We start from the raw sequence: 16,972 nt of genomic DNA, 5'->3' as shown, positions 1-16,972 counted from the left end.
AATTGCTCTTGGTAATTTTTTTACCTCTAATATTTTCTCTTCTCTTCTATTCTTTTTTAGAAATTATTATTGTCATATCTTTTTGCTCTTCTTCAGTAATTTCTAATAGCTCTATAAGAGTTTCATTCTTATACTTATATTGCTTATTTTTATCTAAATAACATCTTTCAGCACTCCTAGTTGCTCTTATAACTTCTCTTTCACTTAAAGCTTGTCTAAACATACTATTAAGTTCTAAAGCATCATTTAACGCCTTCTCAATGTCTTCTGTAAAGCTACAAAGGTAATATCTATATAAAAATAATATAAGCTCCCTATGCCCTTTTAAATCATATTCTCTTAGTTCACAAAGTTTTATTATGTCTTGTATCCTTCCATAATATAAACTTCTTTCTCTATAAATATAATTTATTTTACTTGGTCTACCCTTTTTCTTTTCATATGGCTTTAATTCAGGTAAAAATCCATTTTGTATTTCTCTTAAATCATAAACATATTCGTACTCATCTAATATATTTACTACTGTTTTTGATTTAGAATTTATACTTCCTGGTACTCTTAATATCCTAGTTGCATCTAATGCTTGTCTATCTGCTCCAAAACACTTTAATTGCTTATATAAATAATCTTGTACTGCTTTCCATAATGGTAATGCTTGACTAGGTACTGCATTTATTAACCAAATTAAATACATTCCTCTCCCACTATCTATTACATAATTAGGAATAGGAATACTTTGATTAAAATAGTTCTTTTCTAAGTCCATTAATACCTGATCTTTAGTTTTATAAGTTTTATAATAATCTAAGTCTATAAATAATGTATTTAACTCTTTTATGTTTTCTAACCGCCTACAAGGTTTATAAAAGGTATTTAGAGTTATATAGATATTTTCATCACTCATATCTAAATCTTTTAATTCAGCGTATTTATAGTGCCATTGGCTATATCCTTTTTTATCTATAACGCTCCTGGTTATCCACCCTTTACTTCTACTATGAATATTATCTATATAGTTTTTTTTATATTTTCATTTATTATTTTTATTAACTCATTTTTTTCTCTTTCATCTCTAAATGAATTACTAGGAATAACAATTGCATTTAAATTAGAAATATATATAAATATGTGCGTACCTATATCTTTTACTTCTTCTACTTTATCCCAACAATATGTTACATTTCCATTTTGACTTTCTTCTCTAATTCCACTTTTGTCTATAGTAACTATTAAATCAAAATCATTTTTTATATTATTTTTAAGTCTTTTTATTAACATTTTTCTATATTGAAATTCTGCCAACTTAGGATAAAACAAAATCCATGGTATAATTATAAATAAACAAAAAGCTAAAAATAAATATGAAAGTTTGTTCATAATAAAATTATTAAACCAACTAACTACTAAAAAATCAAGTATAATAAAAATTGGAAGTATAACATGTTTTATTTTTATTCTTTTTTGAATAATTGGATCTTTTTTAAATATATCCATATTCAATTTTACTAAATCATCTATACTATTTTTATATTTTATTTTCATAACGACTTCCTCAAATTAAAATATTTTATAATCTAAATTTAAGTATTAATTTTAATACAGCTATTAATGTATGTTTACTTTTAAATTACTAACATCAGTAAAAGATATTAAAACATTAACATCAATTATTCATTTAAATCTCATTTCTTTTAAAATACATATTATAATATTAAGAACTTCTAGTATAAGTTTTCAAGTTGCTTTATTAAAAATTACTATAAAGTTACTCTTAATTATTTAAAATATTACTATTTAATTTTAAATAACATAACCATCATTTAATATTTCTTCTCTATCTAAACCTTCATTTAAGTTAGAGTATTGTCCCTTCTTAAATATTAAATATTCTGAATAAAGTTTACTTCTTTTAGTATAATATTTTGATATTTTATGTTCTTTATTTATATAATTATTAAAGTCATTTATATTATATATTTCTTTTATTAAGTATTTGTTATTTTCATTTATAATCAAAGCATTATACTCTTCTTCTAATTTAATTATATTTGGATTATCCTTATAATTAAATTCTTTTTCAACAATAAACCTTACATCATAATTATCATCACTTACCTTGTAAATATTTTCTATTTTTATATTTGTTTTTATATTTTCTTTGTTCTTATTTTCTTCTAGATTATAAAAAAAATTACAAAAAATCAAACGAAATACATACTCTCTATTTTCACTATTATAATCAATTAAGAAATAATCATCAATTTTTTGACTATATTTACCTATAAATTCTTGTTGTTCTAATTTAATATCTCCAATTTAAAAAGATTTGTTAACATTTCTTTAATAGATTTATTTATATTTTTATCATTTAATTCTACTTTTTCACTATTTATCTCACTTTCTTTTTTTACTTGCATATATCCATCTAAAATAAGTGAACATTTTATTACACCAAATATACATAATATTACCAAAATAACTACCACACTTCTTTTTTTCATAAATCACCTCAATCTAATTAAAAAATAAAGACTTTCTTTAATGTTTAGAAAGTCTTTATCCTAATTATAATATATTCTATTTTAAAAATCTATTCTGTAAGGTTTCTATTTTCATCAGATTCATTTAAATTTGATACATAATAATCTAAGTCTATAAACAATGTGTTTAACTCTTTTATATTTTCTAACCATCTACAAGGTTTATAGAACATATTTAAAGTTATATAGATATTTTTCTCCAATCACTAATATCTAAATCTTTTAATTCAGCGTATTTATAGTGCCATTTACTATATTCATTTTTATCTATACACTCATAGTTATGCACCCTTTCCTTCTACTATGAATATTATCTATATAGTTCTTTTTATTCAGCTTTAATGCGTTTCTCACTTATTCAACTCCCCCTTTGTAAAACTAAGAAAATTATATCATACTTTCAATACTGTTAACTATTGTTAAATTTTTTATATTTTCATTTATTATTTTTATTAACTTTTCTATATTGAAATTATGCAAAATTATGATAAAACAAAATCCATGATATAATTGTAAATAAACTCAAAGCTAAAAATAAATATTAAAGTTTATTCATAATAAAATTTTTAATCATCATATTAATATTAAAGAGGAGGCTACAAACTATGATTAATGATAAAAAACTTAAAGATTTAATATTTTCAATTTTAATAATCCTTTTTGTTGTACTGAGTTTAAACATAATAGTATTTTTTTCATACAATAAGATTGCAGAAATTGATCACTCAATTTTTATTATTATATTATTATTAAATTTAATTTTTATACTAATATCATTAATTTATTTAATATTTTCAAAAAAATTAATAGCAATTCCTAATTTATTAAACTTATTTTTAGGAATTTTATTTTCATTATCTTCTTTACAAAATTTAATTATATCACTAAATATATTTTATCAAAAGTTAAATACTTTTGAATTTATATTAATTTTTATTATATTCTTTATTATCTATATTTTATTTTTGAGTTTCTTTTTGATAGCAATTAAAAATAAACTCAAAAATAAATATAGAAATTCTAAACAAATAAATAAATCAATTTTTATATTAGCTGCTTTAATAGGACTTATTTTTAGTAAAATTAATTTTCATATCTCACAATGTTATATTCTAAGCTTATTAATATATGTTCTTTCTTGTATTTTTACATTTGGTTTTTATCATGTATATATTTTTATTAATTCTAAAAAAATAATTAAATAATAAAAAAGGATTCTTTAAAAAGAATCCTTCAAGCTGTCGACAAAATAGGTTTTGATTATTATAAAATCTATTTTGTCTTTTTATATTTAAGTTTTTAAAAGTTTGAAATAAAAAAATACTTATTAAATTTTATAAGTAAAATTTAATAGGCAATTTTCCTATACAAACAACTCTACTTTTTTTATTAAAATTAATTACTGTTATTTAATTCCATATACCTCATTATTAATTGCTATAAATAATTGAATAATTTTAATTACTTATATATAATTTAAATTATTGTTAACATTAATTCAAAACTTTTATTTGGAGGTTCTTTTGTTTAAAAAATTTAAAATTTTAAAAATTATAATTACTGCATTTATGTTTAGTTTGTTATTAATTTCATGTTCAAATCAAGATACTGTTACAGTTAATCTTCCATTTAATACAGATTACAATAAAGCTAATGTAAATGTTGAATACACTAAATATCTTCCTAACTTCTTAATTACAAAATATTATGTTAAATACCCTGAAAATATTTCTATTGACAATAATAACTTAGTTTACTTATCTACTTCTCCTAATAAATATGATGGTTTTGGGCTTGGAACTTTTACGGTGTTATCAAAAAAAATATCATCAAATAAACTTGAAGTTATTGATCGTTTTATATTGCCTGAAAATGTTCCATCGAATTCAATAAATATTCAATATTCAATTTCTCAAAATACTTTACCTACTAAAACTTTTAATCTTAATACTCCTTTATCATTAAATAATGATAATTATGTTTCTTTAAATAAAAAAATTAAAATAGACAATATTGATATAAACTTAGTAAGTTTATATTATTTTGAATATGTATGTATTTTAGATTTTTATACCGAAAATATTAACGATTTAAACTCTTATAATATAGATAAAACTTTTGAAATTAAATTAACTTCACCTAATTTTACAAATAATTATGATATAAAATCATTATTTGCATTAAAAAATGATTATTTAAAAAATTTATCTAGAAATAAAAATTTCAATCCTAAATCTAAATATACAGAATTTTTAAGTTGCAATGTTAATTATGATATTAATACTATTAAGCAATTTAACCTTTATTTAGTAAACAAGCAGACTGGTACTGAATATTTAATATATTCTAACTAAAAAATAAAAAGTAGACTTTGTTAATTATGCAAAGTCTACTTTTTTCAATTAAACTCCCAAAAATTCATTTACTTTTTTATTTAATTCTACTACATTTGTAGATGAAATAAAGACTAAAAAACTAGCAACTAGAGCTTCTAATTTTAAATTACCATTAATAAAATTTTTGCTCTTATTATATAGCATGACAAACATAGTTATAAGAGAAAAGGATATTATCTCATCTCTAATCGATGTATTATCAATTTTTTCTATAACATTCTCAATACATCTTTTTATATCATCTATAACTTTATTAATATAACTTTTTACATCATCTATTATTTGGTTTTTAATATTATCACTTAATGAAAAACCTATTTTAAAATATACCTTAGCTCCTAAATCACTTTCTGAATTGCCTTTTATATATGAACTATATTTAATTTCTAGGTTAAGTTTTGAAATATCATAAGATAATTCTATATCACCATTTTCAAATGCTATTGTACTTTTAGTAATAAACTCCTTATAATATTAATTGTATTTTTATTTTCTCATTGCTATTTATTATCAAAACTTACATCGCTAAATATTTCCTTCAAATTTTCTTCATAAACTACATTACTATTAAGGAATAATTTATGCCACCTTTTTCTGTGTTATAAAGAACATAATTATTATCATCAATACTAATTATAATTTTAGTTTCAAATTGAGACTTACTTTATTTTTTATTAAAATTTTAATTGAAAATTTCTTCATAAACTACATTACCATTAAGAAATAATTTGTCTTTATCATCTTTATCTGTATTATAAAGAATATACTCATTCTCATTGACAATAATTATAATTTTAGTTTCATGATAAATATTATATGGTATACGTCCATCAAAAAGTGTATTTGCTATTGCACTGTTACACCTTATTTTTAATTCAAACATATCTTCTAATTTAGTTTTATTATCTAATTTTTCAAACTCTTCATCTCCATTAATTGTTACTACACAATAATCAGTACCTGATAATTTAAAATCTTTGATATACTTACTCATACTTGAATGTTCAACTATATTTTTTAAATTATAATAGTTATAAACATTAAAAATTGTAAAAAACAAAAATATTAAATATCCACCAATTATAATGCTTATAATCTTTAATATTGATTTTCTTCCTATCTTTTTTCTTAACTTAAGCTTAAATATTAGATTAGATAACATATATATGAATATTATTCCAGTTAAAATAGATACTATCCAAAATATTTTTATCTTTATATCCACAACTTCTCCTATAAATAATATTAATATTTAAAAGATTGTCTTAAAAATTCAGTTTTAAAATATTAACAGTATTTTCAAGACAATCATTTATATAAATTATACTATAGATTTAATGTAAATATATTAATTTTACTTAATTCATAGGATAATGTATCCAACCAGCACTTTTCCTAAGTTATGGATAATATACAGATCCATTTTCATTATATACATATTTATCTGCTTCACTTAAATACATAATAAAACTTTTACTACGTAATTTGATTGTTTAATTCATTAACAGTTATGGTTTTGCATCCTCTTTCTTTTAAGGCAGATATTATCTTTAATATAGGAGAATTTTCATTAAACTCATATATTTCCTCATTATTTGTGCTATTATTTTTATTCTCTATACTTCCTAAAAAAATATATGGATGTATGAAAAATGCCGTTAAAATTTCATTGCTATAATTTCTAATTCTTCTAGCTACAGTCTCTCCATTATCCTTAACATATCCTAAAGGAGCAGGTACATATAATGTTGACTTATTACTAAAACTTATTAATGGATTTAAGTTCCAATATCCAGCATAGGGTTCAAACATAACTGGGAAGTATTGTTCTATTATTTTTTGTTGATTTCTATCTGCTTTATAATGTGGACTTTCAAAGAAACCTATAGGTATATTTAAGGTCTTAGCTGTCTTTAATGAGGATTCAACAACCTTTAAAACTTTATTTTTATTGCTATTAACATTCCATTTTAACTCTACCCCAAGTCCACTTATTTGATTATTATGTTGGTGAGTGTATCCATGAAGACCAATTACAGCCCCTCTGTTTATTAAATGATCTAGCATATTTATAAAATGAACATTTTCAAAATTATTATTTTTAAGCAAATCATTATCTATGTTTTTTTCAGGATTTATGTATCTCGGTATCCAAGCTATGTGAAATACTATATTATTAGCTTTAAAATAATCACTTAAATATTTCATTTTTTCCATATTATTATCTTCAGAAAAAACTCCCCCAGCACTAACATCCTCTATTCTTATTAAAGCAGCTTTTCCTTCATTAACTTTATAATTGCAGTTTATATTATTAGTTTTACCCTGAAACATATAAATTGAGTTTTTATTTTCGTACCAATCATCCCTAGCTTCAATAAGCTCTTTAAAATCATTTATAGAAATATATTTTTTATGATCTAAATCTAAAAGTTCTCCTCTTAAATCTAATTTATCCTTTTCTTTTAAAATCTCTTTTTTCTCTAAATCTATGTAATTTTTATTTATCTTGCTTAAAATCTTATTTCCATCAATTGATACTTGTCCATTTTTTTCTAAATCTTCTACAGAAATATAATATCTTAAACTCTTTTCATAAATTTTATCACTTAAATTAACTTTACTATTATTTATAAATAAATTTAACCCTTCAACCTTATTTACTGGTCTATCCTTCTCTCCATCCACTTTTAAATATTCTATTTCTTCTCTTTTAACCTTAGAATTAAAAGTTATTTTATTTCCACAAGCTTTTATATCTGTCACTGTATTTTTTCTAAATTTAATTATTTTAAATGTTATAACAATTAAAGCCACCACAAAAATTATTAACAATACTAAAGCTATGTTCTTAATATTTTTCTTCACCGAATTCCCCCTTTATGATTTTTAAAATATACCTTATGAATTTAATTAAGGATTTACTATTTAATTAAGTTATATTTTTTATAGTTAATAAACCATATAAAAACAATATAGCACATATTGATTTTCAATTAAATCAACATGTGCTATATTATTACTTTATCTGGCCCAATCATGAAGATTATCCTTCATATCTTGTAAGCCATCCATAAGGGTATATCCATCCCCTTTTTCTTTTTCTAAATGTTTAACAGTTCCAAAAGATTTATTTAAACTTAATTGTTCCTTGCCTGTTAAAACCCAAAGAGTTCTATAATTTATAGGCTTAACTTCTAAATCTTTTTCTCCAACTCCATCTGTAAAATATACAAGAATATGATTTCTCATATTATTTTCTTTTATATATCTAAATACTGGAGAAAATCTTGTTGAGCCATTTTTCTTACTTCTTGGCTTTATATCTTTTATTCCTTTTAAATCATACACTCTTCTTATTTCATCATCACATTCAATAACTTTTATTTCAGCATTTTTATTTCTTACTATACCTAAAACTTCTATTATTATATTTTCAAACTCTTTATCAGAGATGGATGCTGAAACATCTATTGCTATTAATATTTTTGGAATAGAATTTGGCAATTTACCCCTAAGGTCTAATCTTTCTGGAAGACGTCTATCTTTTCTTGTTATAGTTTTTCTATAACTTCCTCTTGTTGTAGGAATTATATCCTTTAAAAATTCACTCCACTTTATCTCTGGTTTTTCTTTCATTAGTAAGATTATTTTTTCTAAATCCTTAGGAGCCTTGCCCTTATATGCGTTTATGGCTGTTTTCTTAGTTGTTCCCTCTAAACTATCTAAACTTATAGAAACCTCTTCCCATACTTCATGGGATTTTTCTTGGCTTACTAAATCACCAGCATTTTTATCATCACCAGTAATACCATATTTTTTTCTTCTTTCAATTGCCTTTTGAATTTCTTCTGCATATTTTTCCATAGGCATATCTGGTTTTAATTCTAGATTATATTCTAAATTCACATAATCTAGTCTTTTACTATATGGAGGTAAATTCTTTATATACTGATTTATGGCTATATCCATAGCTATACTAACAGCAAGTTTTGAATATTTTCTACTTAAAGCCTTTTCTCTAGCATAATGAGACATCATTATATGATATACTTCATGCTTTAAAAGAGCCTGAACCTCTTTTAAATCACATTCCAATATTATTCTTGGATTAAATACCATTGTGAAATATCCCATTTCTGGTTTAGTGGCTATAGGCCATTTAATATCAGTTCTTATTTCTCTCTTTACATGAATTAAAAACTGACCAAAAAATGAATTTTCTTTATCATAAAGAGAGATTATTACCTTCTCTATTAAACTCCAAAATTCTCTCTTAAAATCATCTGTTAAAGGCTTATTCTCCTCTTCAGCTTCCATTGCTATATTAAGAAGTTTCCTCCTAGTTCTTTCAAAATCCATAAGATTTCACCACCTAGCTATATATCTCAAAGAATGCTTCTAAGAACTTATCCTCATTTAATAAATTTCTATATAATTCTTCTGAGTGATCGCTTTTTATTTCCTTCATTATTCCTAATCTTAAATCCTTTGGATAACAAGATAACAAATCTGAAAATACTTCTAATTCTTTATTATAATCCTTTAATCCTTCAAGATAATATAAAGCACTCTTAGCTATTATATACATTCTTGAATGATTTTCACTCATTATTCTCTCTCTAATGTTAAATCCTAAAACATCACTTTCAAAAATTTCTTCATTAGAAATAATAGGCTTATTAAGATTACTTATATATGCTATAAATTCTTGTGCTATTGTTGAGCCTACATTTCCCTTTAAAGCATTATATAATATTTCCTTAGAAAAGTTCTTTTTATTTGATAAATACACTCTATAAGCCTTAGAAACCCTCTCCCAGCTTCTTGGAGTAGCTTTTATTGTTTCTAGTGAATTAGGAGTGTGGAAATATTCAGGGAATGTTGATAAAAATTCTATTATATGTTCATGGATATTTCCTTCTCCCATTGCCCAACTCATCCACTCTTTAAGATTTGAACTAATATCTATCCAAACAAATCTATCTTCTTGGGCTGGATCCATTTCAATAACCTGATAATCACTATCTTCATAGTTATCATATTTATTTGATGGATTCATAGCTGCTAATATATATACATCCTCATTTAACTTATATCCATTTATTTCTCTATTTAATATAAGGTTCATAAGTTCTTGTTGCACTGCATGCTCACATCTATTTAATTCATCAATAAATAAAAGAACTTTTTCTCCCTTTTCAATATGATCATCAATTTCCATAAGTTTTACATGTGTAGCATATTTTGTTACGCTTTTTTTAACTACGTCTCCTTTAAATAGGATTTCTTTCTTCTCTACCATTGGAAGACCACCTATTTCTCCCTCTTTAAGAAGATTTCCATCTATAGTAACTAAATGATAATTATTTATTCTACTAAGTTCCTTTGCTAAAGAAGTTTTTCCTATACCACTTTCTCCTATTAAAAGAGGTACTTCTCCTGTCATAAGAACTAAATTAACTGTACTTAACGCTTCTTTAAAATCCACTTTAGTGTCCCTTCTTTCTATAAATCTCTCCGTGAAACTTACCTTATAAACTCTCTTGTGAAAAATCTAAAATATTTTCTCAACTAAGCTATATTTTATATTTTTAAATCTCTATTTTTATATTGATAACATACTATCAACTAATATTATCTTTGCTCTTTTACTTCCATATTCTTTGATAAATTCTACTTTGTTCATCTCTAAGACTTCTAAATCGATAAAATCTAAAAGATAGCTTTCATCTACATTCTCTTCTGCAACTTTTTTTGTAAGTATATCAACAACCATATCAACATCTATACTTTCATAAAGATATTTAACAACATTTATATTATCTCCTATAAAAGTTTCTAAATCTTCATAAGTATAGTTTGGTAAGAAGTTTATTGCCTCAGCATCTTCCTTAACTGAAGTTCTCATTGCTTCTAAAGTAGGATTTTTTATAAATTTAATTGCTGACCAATGATTTTTAACAGCTATAAGCTGAACTTCTGGTGATGGATCTTCTATATATTTTATTGCATCATAATCCTTAGAAACAGCTATTTGTTTTAACTTTTCTGAAGGATTTTTCACAAATTGTATAGCCCACCCCTTAGTTTTAACAGCCTCTTCAACCACCTTTTCTGAAGGTTCCTTAATAAGCTTTAAGGCATTCCATAGAGATTTTACTGCTAATATGCATATTTCCTCTGATGGATTTTTAACATACTCTATAGTAGTTGGATTTCTTCTTACAGCTTCATCTTTACATTTTTCACATTGGTTTTCAACATATTGAATTGTAAATGGATTTTTCTTAATAGCCTCTAGCTGCATCTCCTCTGATGGATTTTCTATTTCTCTTATATATAAAGGATTTTCCTTAATCTTTTTTAATTCTAAATTATCCATAGCATTCATAAATTACACTTCCTCAATTTTATTTTTCTCTCAATAAATGCTCAATCATTTTAAAACTCAAATAATGTGTTGCTCCGTTAAAGTTGAGTAATTCTATCAACTTTCTAAATTACATTTATTATTATATAACAATTATTATTAAATATAAAGACATAAAACAAAATTTTAAAATAAACAATAAAAATTCTTTACCAAATTAATTTCCCTCTAAATATTTATATAAAAATCAACTTTCACTTAAAATAAAGTTTAAAAATAAAAATACCACCTTTAAATAAGGTGGCATTAAAAACTACTTTTATTTAAATATTATATATTATACTTATCTATGTCTCTTTGGACAGCTCTTAATAAATTATTAAGTTCCCAAACTTCTCCCTCTTCAATAAGTTTATTTAAACTTATTTGATATCTAGAAGCCTCAGCCACTTTTCCTATTGAAATAAGATTTAATATACTATTCATTATAGTACTTATAATATCTGATTTAACCTCAAATAAAGTTTGAGCATCCTTTATTTCATCTTTTATTTCAAGCATTTCTTCATCTAAAGTAAATGCTGCATCAGCTGCACGTTTTAATTTAAATTGTATGTCCTTTGGCAGATTCTTTTTATACTTATAATTTAAAGAATGTTCTATTGTAGCCCAGAAATTCATTGCTAAAGTTCTTATTTGAAATTCAGCAAGTATATCTTTTTGTCCATCTGCCATATTTATAGGATATCTTATAACCACATGATAGCTTCTATAGCCACTTGGTTTTACATTGCTAACATAGTCCTTTTCATAAAGAACTTGCATATCTTTTCTATTCCTTATAATATTGACAACAGTATCTATATCATCAACAAATTGGCACATTATTCTTATACCTGCAATATCCTCCATCTCATATTGGATTCTATCTACAGGAATACTATATTTATTTGCCTTTTCTAATATACTAGATACCTCTTTCACCCTTCCAGTTACAAACTCGATTGGAGAATATTCATTTTTTCTTCTAAATTCTTTTCTAATACTTCTTAACTTTACCTTTAATTCACTTACTGCTTGATCATAAGGAGTTAAAAAGTCTTTCCAATTTTGTATAGCCATAGAACCACCTATTTCCTAACTCTCTTAGAGAGATTTATTTAACTCTCCTCGCTCATTATACCAAAAAAAGTATTAAAACTAAATATTTCAAAATCTTAATTTTACATGAAACAGTGTCTTAATCTAAGATTTTTATTGGATCAAAATTTATAAAATCACAGCTTGTAAGCTTATACTCTATTCCATCTCTCTCTTCATTTAATACTTTGCCCTTAAGTGCCATACCATGAAGATGACCATAAATAACCTTATCAACACCAAACTCTTTAAATATATTGATAAAGGCTGAATCCTCAAATTTCTCATTTGTAGGTGGATAATGTACCATGCATATTATCTTTTCATATCCTGCCTTTTTAGCTTCTTCTAAAGATAATCTTAATCTTATCTGTTCCCTATCAAAAATCTTTTTATCCTTTTGTGTGAATTTATCAGAACCTTCACAAATCCACCCTCTGCTTCCACATATAGCCCAATCTTTATATGTAAAAAAATTATTTTGTATGAACTTTGTATTTTCATACATTTTATTCAATTTAGAAATACTTCCCCACCAATAATCATGATTCCCTTTAATTATTATCTTTTTACCTGGAAGTGCGTCTATCCAATCTAAATCATCTTTACTTTCATCTGATTTCATTGACCAAGAAATATCCCCTGCTATTAAAACAGTATCTTCCTCTGTAATTTTATTATTCCAATTTTCTTTTATCTTCTCATGATGATTACGCCACTTCTCACCAAAGATATCCATTGGTTTATCTGTATTAAGTGCTAAATGCAAATCAGAGATAGCATATAACGCCATATTTCATCACCTTTCATATATCTATTTAATCTTACATGTAATTATTAGAGAAAATATTTTCTTTAGTAAATAAAATAAATCATCTAAACTAATCTACATTTTGTCAGTAATTTATTATACACTTTTATTAATTATATATACAAGTTTCAAAGTGGTAGAAATACTTTTAAAATACAATTTATAAAAAACACATTTTCATTAAATTCAACTTTGTAATTTCAATACTCAAAGTTTTTAAATTTACTTCTTAATTAATTGTAACCCTCTGGATTTATATATTATTATTTGATAAATAACTAGATTAAATTAAGTGTAAATATCTAATTAAAATCACATATAAATAAAAGAGTGTAAATAGAATATATTACCACTAATAATAATTAGCTAATATATTCTAATACACTCTTCTAAAAAAGAATTATGCTAAAACTATTTTATTGTAGTTTTTCTTACCTCTTTTAATTAAAACTTCACCATTTTCAAAGTCAGCTTCTTCTAATGTCTTTTTAAAATCAGCAACTTTTTCTCCATTTAATGATAATCCACCTTGCTTAACAAGTCTTTTTCCTTCAGCTTTTGATGGAACTATTTCAGCTTCAACTAAAATATCTAAAAGTTCAGCACCTAACTTATCTTTTCCCATTTCATAAGTTGGAACATTACTCATGTCTCCACCTTTTCCAAATAAAGCTTCAGCAGCTTGTTGAGCTTTTGTAGCTTCCTCTTCACCATGTACAAGTTTAGTTACCTCAAATGCTAAAACTTTTTTAGCTTCATTTATTTGAGAACCTTCTAAACTTGAAAGTCTTCTAACTTCATCCATTGGAATAAATGTTAATAGTTTTAAGCATTTTTCAACATCTGCATCATTAACATTTCTCCAGTATTGGTAGAACTCGTATGGAGAAGTTTTCTCTGGATCTAACCATAATGCACCATTAACTGTTTTACCCATTTTTTGTCCTTCTGAGTTAGTTAATAATGTACAAGTCATAGCATATGCACTCTCTTGTGATTTCTTTCTTACAAGTTCAACACCAGCTATCATGTTTGACCATTGGTCATCTCCACCTAGCTCCATTTTACAGTTGTATTTTTTATTTAAAACATAGAAGTCATATCCTTGCATTAACATGTAGTTAAATTCTAAGAATGAAAGACCTCTTTCAAGTCTTTGTTTAAAACATTCTGCTGAAAGCATTCTGTTAACTGAGAAGTGAACTCCAACCTCTCTTAAGAATTCAACATAGTTTTGGTTTAATAACCAATCAGCATTGTTAACAAGTATAGCTTTATCATCTGAAAAATCTATGAATTTCTCCATTTGCTTTTTGATACAAGCAACATTATGAGCTATAGTCTCATTTGTCATCATCTTTCTCATATCAGTCTTACCACTTGGATCTCCAATTGTAGCTGTACCTCCACCAATTAAAGCTATTGGTCTATGTCCAGCCTTTTGCATATGAGCCATAAACATCATTGCAATGAAGTGTCCTACATGTAAACTATCAGCTGTTGGGTCAAATCCTATATAAAAAGTAACTTTTTCCTTCTCTAAAAGTTCTCTTGTTTCAGCTTCATGAGTAAACTGTTTTATGTACCCACGTTCCATTAACGTATCTAATACATTAGCCATTTGTTTATCCCTCCAAAAAAATTCTAATCCAGCTTACTTGCTGGTGCTATATTTAGCAATCATATAGTATATAGTATATCCTTTATTATATTAATTCTCAATTGATTTTAAAAAAAAGCTATTTTTTTAATTATACAAATCTAAATAACTAGCCCAAACCAAGGCTCACTAAAAATATATAAAAAAATAAGAACCATAACTTTTAATTATAGTTCTTATTATACCCATAGTATTAAATATCATAAATACTACATAAATCTATATAAAACAATTTATTTTCTAAACTAGCTAAAGCTTAAGCCACATATTTCTTGATATTTTCAGGCATTACTCTCACATCTCCATGAATAGTTACAAATACGTTTACATTAAGTTCTCTGCTCATAAGTTCTATTTTTTTCAAATAATTTTCTAAATCCTCTAATTTTATATCATCCAAAATATTTGCTATGCTATCAATATATATACTTTCTACATCATAATCTCTAGAAATTATCCCTTGTAAAAATCCATAAAATTGATCATAACTCTTTACACAATAATTGTCCATAGGTATAAGTCTAACCTTTTTATTTAACTGAAGCATTCTTTTATTATCATTATCAATAAAAATAATACTTCCTTTAGACTTTTCAATTTCTTCATTAGCTAGTTTAACTAAATTTTTGCTCTTTCCAGCGCCTCTTTGGTTAAAGAATAATTGAATCATCTTTACCACCCCTTAATAATATTTTATCAGGTAAAAACTTACTTTATATATAATATTCCTAATACCCTCAAAATATTAACCTATTGTTCTATATTTATTAAATATAAATTTAGTTATATTTTCTTCATTAACTGTTATAACTTTCACCTTATTAGTAAAGCTCTCCTTTACTTCTTTTCCCCCTAAATTGTAATTCATTTCCCCATCTCTACTGTCTAAGCTTATTATTTTTTCATATATCCACATATTTCTCTTTATATATCCTATACGTCCATCTCTATATCTTTTTACAATTTCTCCTGGACAATATACTGTTAATTCTTTCTTTCCTAAGACCACCTCAACAATCTTATTATATTGAGAGTAATCTCTGTATATCAAAATATTTCTTATAGTATCAATTATTAAGGCTACAGGATATTCATTAGGTACTATTTCTCTTAATTTTTTCTCCATGCTTTTCATCATGTCTAAAATATTTCCTCTTATTATAAAAGTTTGTTCTCCACCTAATAAATTTCTTATTTTTATCATATTATGTGGTATATAAATACTATTTACATCTGAAAAAACTAATAATCCACCTAGTGTACACATTGATTTCCCAGAGATATTATTTTTATGAATTATATTGCTACTACTAAGTAAAAACTCTCTATTTTCCTTAGATATTTTAATACCCTTTAGATAAAAATATCTTCTTACTAATTCCTCATTTAAAAAGTCTATATTACTATTTACTATGGGGCATGTCTCCAAATTAAAGCTTATACCTTTTTGAAATTCTGATAAAAGCTCTTGTTTTCTCATAATATCTGTAGTTGACCCTCTTCTTATATAAAAGGCTCCATTTTCCCTGATTTGATAAGGCTTTTGATAGCTATTAAATATTACTATTACCAATAATCTTTTTCCATCTAAAAAACATTCCTCTAAACTTATTGGAACAGGCGGTTCAATCCTTGAGGCAACTATTTGTTGAACTCTTTCTTCAGTAATATAATCAACATCCACACCAACTATTTTCTTTGTTTTATCCTCAACTCCTATTATTATATAACCTCTTCCCCCTCTAGAATTAGCTATAGCACATATATCCTTTGCAAGTTCTTTTTTCACACTTTCTGTAAAAAGCTCTATCTTTAATTTAAAATCTAATTTTTCATATTCATTTTTCTTTATTAATCTTCTCAGTTTATTCTCATTCATAATAACCCTCTTCTTTAATAAATATTATTGCCCTTATACCTTAAATAAAATATAGCATAAAATTAAAGCCCATAGAACATTATATTCCATAGGCTTTTTTAAATTGATTGTATTTATAATTTAAGAAACTATTTATTAAATCAGCTCTTAATCTGCATATTAAAAGCAATTTA

At 24.5% G+C, this 16,972-nt stretch carries 16 protein-coding genes; 1 reads left to right on the top strand and 15 read right to left on the bottom strand.

The window, feature by feature from the left end; all coding sequences use genetic code 11:
- Positions 1–46: 46 nt before the first annotated feature.
- The 5 genes from GOM42_RS03535 to GOM42_RS03515 form a co-directional block, all read right to left on the bottom strand.
- Complete coding sequence (locus GOM42_RS03535; protein ID WP_223932428.1) at positions 47–904, bottom strand: DNA-binding response regulator; 858 nt, start codon at positions 902–904, stop codon at positions 47–49.
- A gap of 104 nt (positions 905–1,008) precedes the next feature.
- Positions 1,009–1,542 (bottom strand): YcxB family protein, encoded by a 534-nt coding sequence (locus GOM42_RS03530; protein WP_003456950.1) that lies wholly within the window; start codon positions 1,540–1,542, stop codon positions 1,009–1,011.
- Positions 1,543–1,800: 258 nt separating this feature from the next.
- Positions 1,801–2,205: a hypothetical protein gene (locus GOM42_RS03525; RefSeq protein ID WP_236906568.1), complete on the bottom strand. Its 405-nt coding sequence runs from the start codon at positions 2,203–2,205 to the stop codon at positions 1,801–1,803.
- Positions 2,206–2,297: 92 nt separating this feature from the next.
- Positions 2,298–2,501, bottom strand: coding sequence for a hypothetical protein (locus GOM42_RS03520; RefSeq protein ID WP_236906567.1), 204 nt, complete (start codon positions 2,499–2,501; stop codon positions 2,298–2,300).
- A gap of 89 nt (positions 2,502–2,590) precedes the next feature.
- Positions 2,591–2,743 carry a hypothetical protein gene (locus GOM42_RS03515; RefSeq protein WP_227783764.1) on the bottom strand — a complete coding sequence of 51 codons (153 nt, stop codon included), beginning with the start codon at positions 2,741–2,743 and terminating at the stop codon, positions 2,591–2,593.
- Positions 2,744–4,063: 1,320 nt separating this feature from the next.
- Between GOM42_RS03515 and GOM42_RS03510 the strand changes: the two genes are divergently transcribed.
- On the top strand, positions 4,064–4,894 hold the full coding sequence (locus tag GOM42_RS03510; RefSeq protein ID WP_003457098.1) for a hypothetical protein: 831 nt from the start codon (positions 4,064–4,066) through the stop codon (positions 4,892–4,894).
- Positions 4,895–5,618: 724 nt separating this feature from the next.
- Here GOM42_RS03510 and GOM42_RS03505 read toward each other — a convergent pair.
- The 10 genes from GOM42_RS03505 to GOM42_RS03460 all read right to left on the bottom strand — a co-directional run bounded on the left by GOM42_RS03505 (position 5,619) and on the right by GOM42_RS03460 (position 16,799).
- On the bottom strand, positions 5,619–6,161 hold the full coding sequence (locus GOM42_RS03505; protein WP_003457062.1) for a hypothetical protein: 543 nt from the start codon (positions 6,159–6,161) through the stop codon (positions 5,619–5,621).
- A 251-nt stretch (positions 6,162–6,412) separates the two neighbouring features.
- On the bottom strand, positions 6,413–7,804 hold the full coding sequence (locus GOM42_RS03500; RefSeq protein ID WP_003457068.1) for a polysaccharide deacetylase family protein: 1,392 nt from the start codon (positions 7,802–7,804) through the stop codon (positions 6,413–6,415).
- A 156-nt stretch (positions 7,805–7,960) separates the two neighbouring features.
- Entirely contained in the window at positions 7,961–9,298 is a 1,338-nt protein-coding gene (locus tag GOM42_RS03495; RefSeq protein WP_060669738.1) for a VWA-like domain-containing protein, read from the bottom strand.
- 13 nt (positions 9,299–9,311) lie between these two features.
- On the bottom strand, positions 9,312–10,427 hold the full coding sequence (locus GOM42_RS03490) for an AAA family ATPase (RefSeq protein ID WP_078233391.1): 1,116 nt from the start codon (positions 10,425–10,427) through the stop codon (positions 9,312–9,314).
- Between the two features lie 117 nt (positions 10,428–10,544).
- Positions 10,545–11,330: a hypothetical protein gene (locus GOM42_RS03485; RefSeq protein WP_252597697.1), complete on the bottom strand. Its 786-nt coding sequence runs from the start codon at positions 11,328–11,330 to the stop codon at positions 10,545–10,547.
- A gap of 309 nt (positions 11,331–11,639) precedes the next feature.
- On the bottom strand, positions 11,640–12,431 hold the full coding sequence (locus GOM42_RS03480; RefSeq protein WP_003460748.1) for a GTP pyrophosphokinase family protein: 792 nt from the start codon (positions 12,429–12,431) through the stop codon (positions 11,640–11,642).
- Positions 12,432–12,549: 118 nt separating this feature from the next.
- A complete protein-coding gene (locus tag GOM42_RS03475) occupies positions 12,550–13,242 on the bottom strand; it encodes a metallophosphoesterase (protein ID WP_003452988.1) in 693 nt (230 codons plus the stop codon).
- Between the two features lie 418 nt (positions 13,243–13,660).
- Positions 13,661–14,881 carry a tyrosine--tRNA ligase gene (gene tyrS / locus GOM42_RS03470; protein WP_003460750.1) on the bottom strand — a complete coding sequence of 407 codons (1,221 nt, stop codon included), beginning with the start codon at positions 14,879–14,881 and terminating at the stop codon, positions 13,661–13,663.
- A 295-nt stretch (positions 14,882–15,176) separates the two neighbouring features.
- Positions 15,177–15,590: an ATP-binding protein gene (locus GOM42_RS03465; RefSeq protein WP_003468443.1), complete on the bottom strand. Its 414-nt coding sequence runs from the start codon at positions 15,588–15,590 to the stop codon at positions 15,177–15,179.
- Positions 15,591–15,665: 75 nt separating this feature from the next.
- Positions 15,666–16,799 carry an RNA-binding domain-containing protein gene (locus GOM42_RS03460; protein WP_252597696.1) on the bottom strand — a complete coding sequence of 378 codons (1,134 nt, stop codon included), beginning with the start codon at positions 16,797–16,799 and terminating at the stop codon, positions 15,666–15,668.
- Positions 16,800–16,972: the final 173 nt, after the last annotated feature.

Origin of the sequence: Clostridium sp. 16K-1-R1 (assembly GCF_023921145.1) — a bacterium.
Classification (GTDB): Bacteria; Bacillota; Clostridia; order Clostridiales; family Clostridiaceae; genus Sarcina; species Sarcina perfringens.
This window is presented reverse-complemented; position numbering and strand designations above follow the sequence as displayed.

Excerpts from the sequence above, each read along its gene's own strand:
- GOM42_RS03485 (WP_252597697.1), bottom strand. The coding sequence starts at position 11,330 with ATGAATGCTATGGATAATTTAGAATTAAAAAAGATTAAGGAAAATCCT.
- GOM42_RS03480 (WP_003460748.1), bottom strand. The coding sequence starts at position 12,431 with ATGGCTATACAAAATTGGAAAGACTTTTTAACTCCTTATGATCAAGCA.
- GOM42_RS03495 (WP_060669738.1), bottom strand. The coding sequence starts at position 9,298 with ATGGATTTTGAAAGAACTAGGAGGAAACTTCTTAATATAGCAATGGAA.
- GOM42_RS03475 (WP_003452988.1), bottom strand. The coding sequence starts at position 13,242 with ATGGCGTTATATGCTATCTCTGATTTGCATTTAGCACTTAATACAGAT.
- GOM42_RS03460 (WP_252597696.1), bottom strand. The coding sequence starts at position 16,799 with ATGAATGAGAATAAACTGAGAAGATTAATAAAGAAAAATGAATATGAA.
- GOM42_RS03465 (WP_003468443.1), bottom strand. The coding sequence starts at position 15,590 with ATGATTCAATTATTCTTTAACCAAAGAGGCGCTGGAAAGAGCAAAAAT.
- tyrS (WP_003460750.1), bottom strand. The coding sequence starts at position 14,881 with ATGGCTAATGTATTAGATACGTTAATGGAACGTGGGTACATAAAACAG.
- GOM42_RS03520 (WP_236906567.1), bottom strand. The coding sequence starts at position 2,501 with ATGAAAAAAAGAAGTGTGGTAGTTATTTTGGTAATATTATGTATATTT.
- GOM42_RS03535 (WP_223932428.1), bottom strand. The coding sequence starts at position 904 with ATGAGTGATGAAAATATCTATATAACTCTAAATACCTTTTATAAACCT.
- GOM42_RS03530 (WP_003456950.1), bottom strand. The coding sequence starts at position 1,542 with ATGAAAATAAAATATAAAAATAGTATAGATGATTTAGTAAAATTGAAT.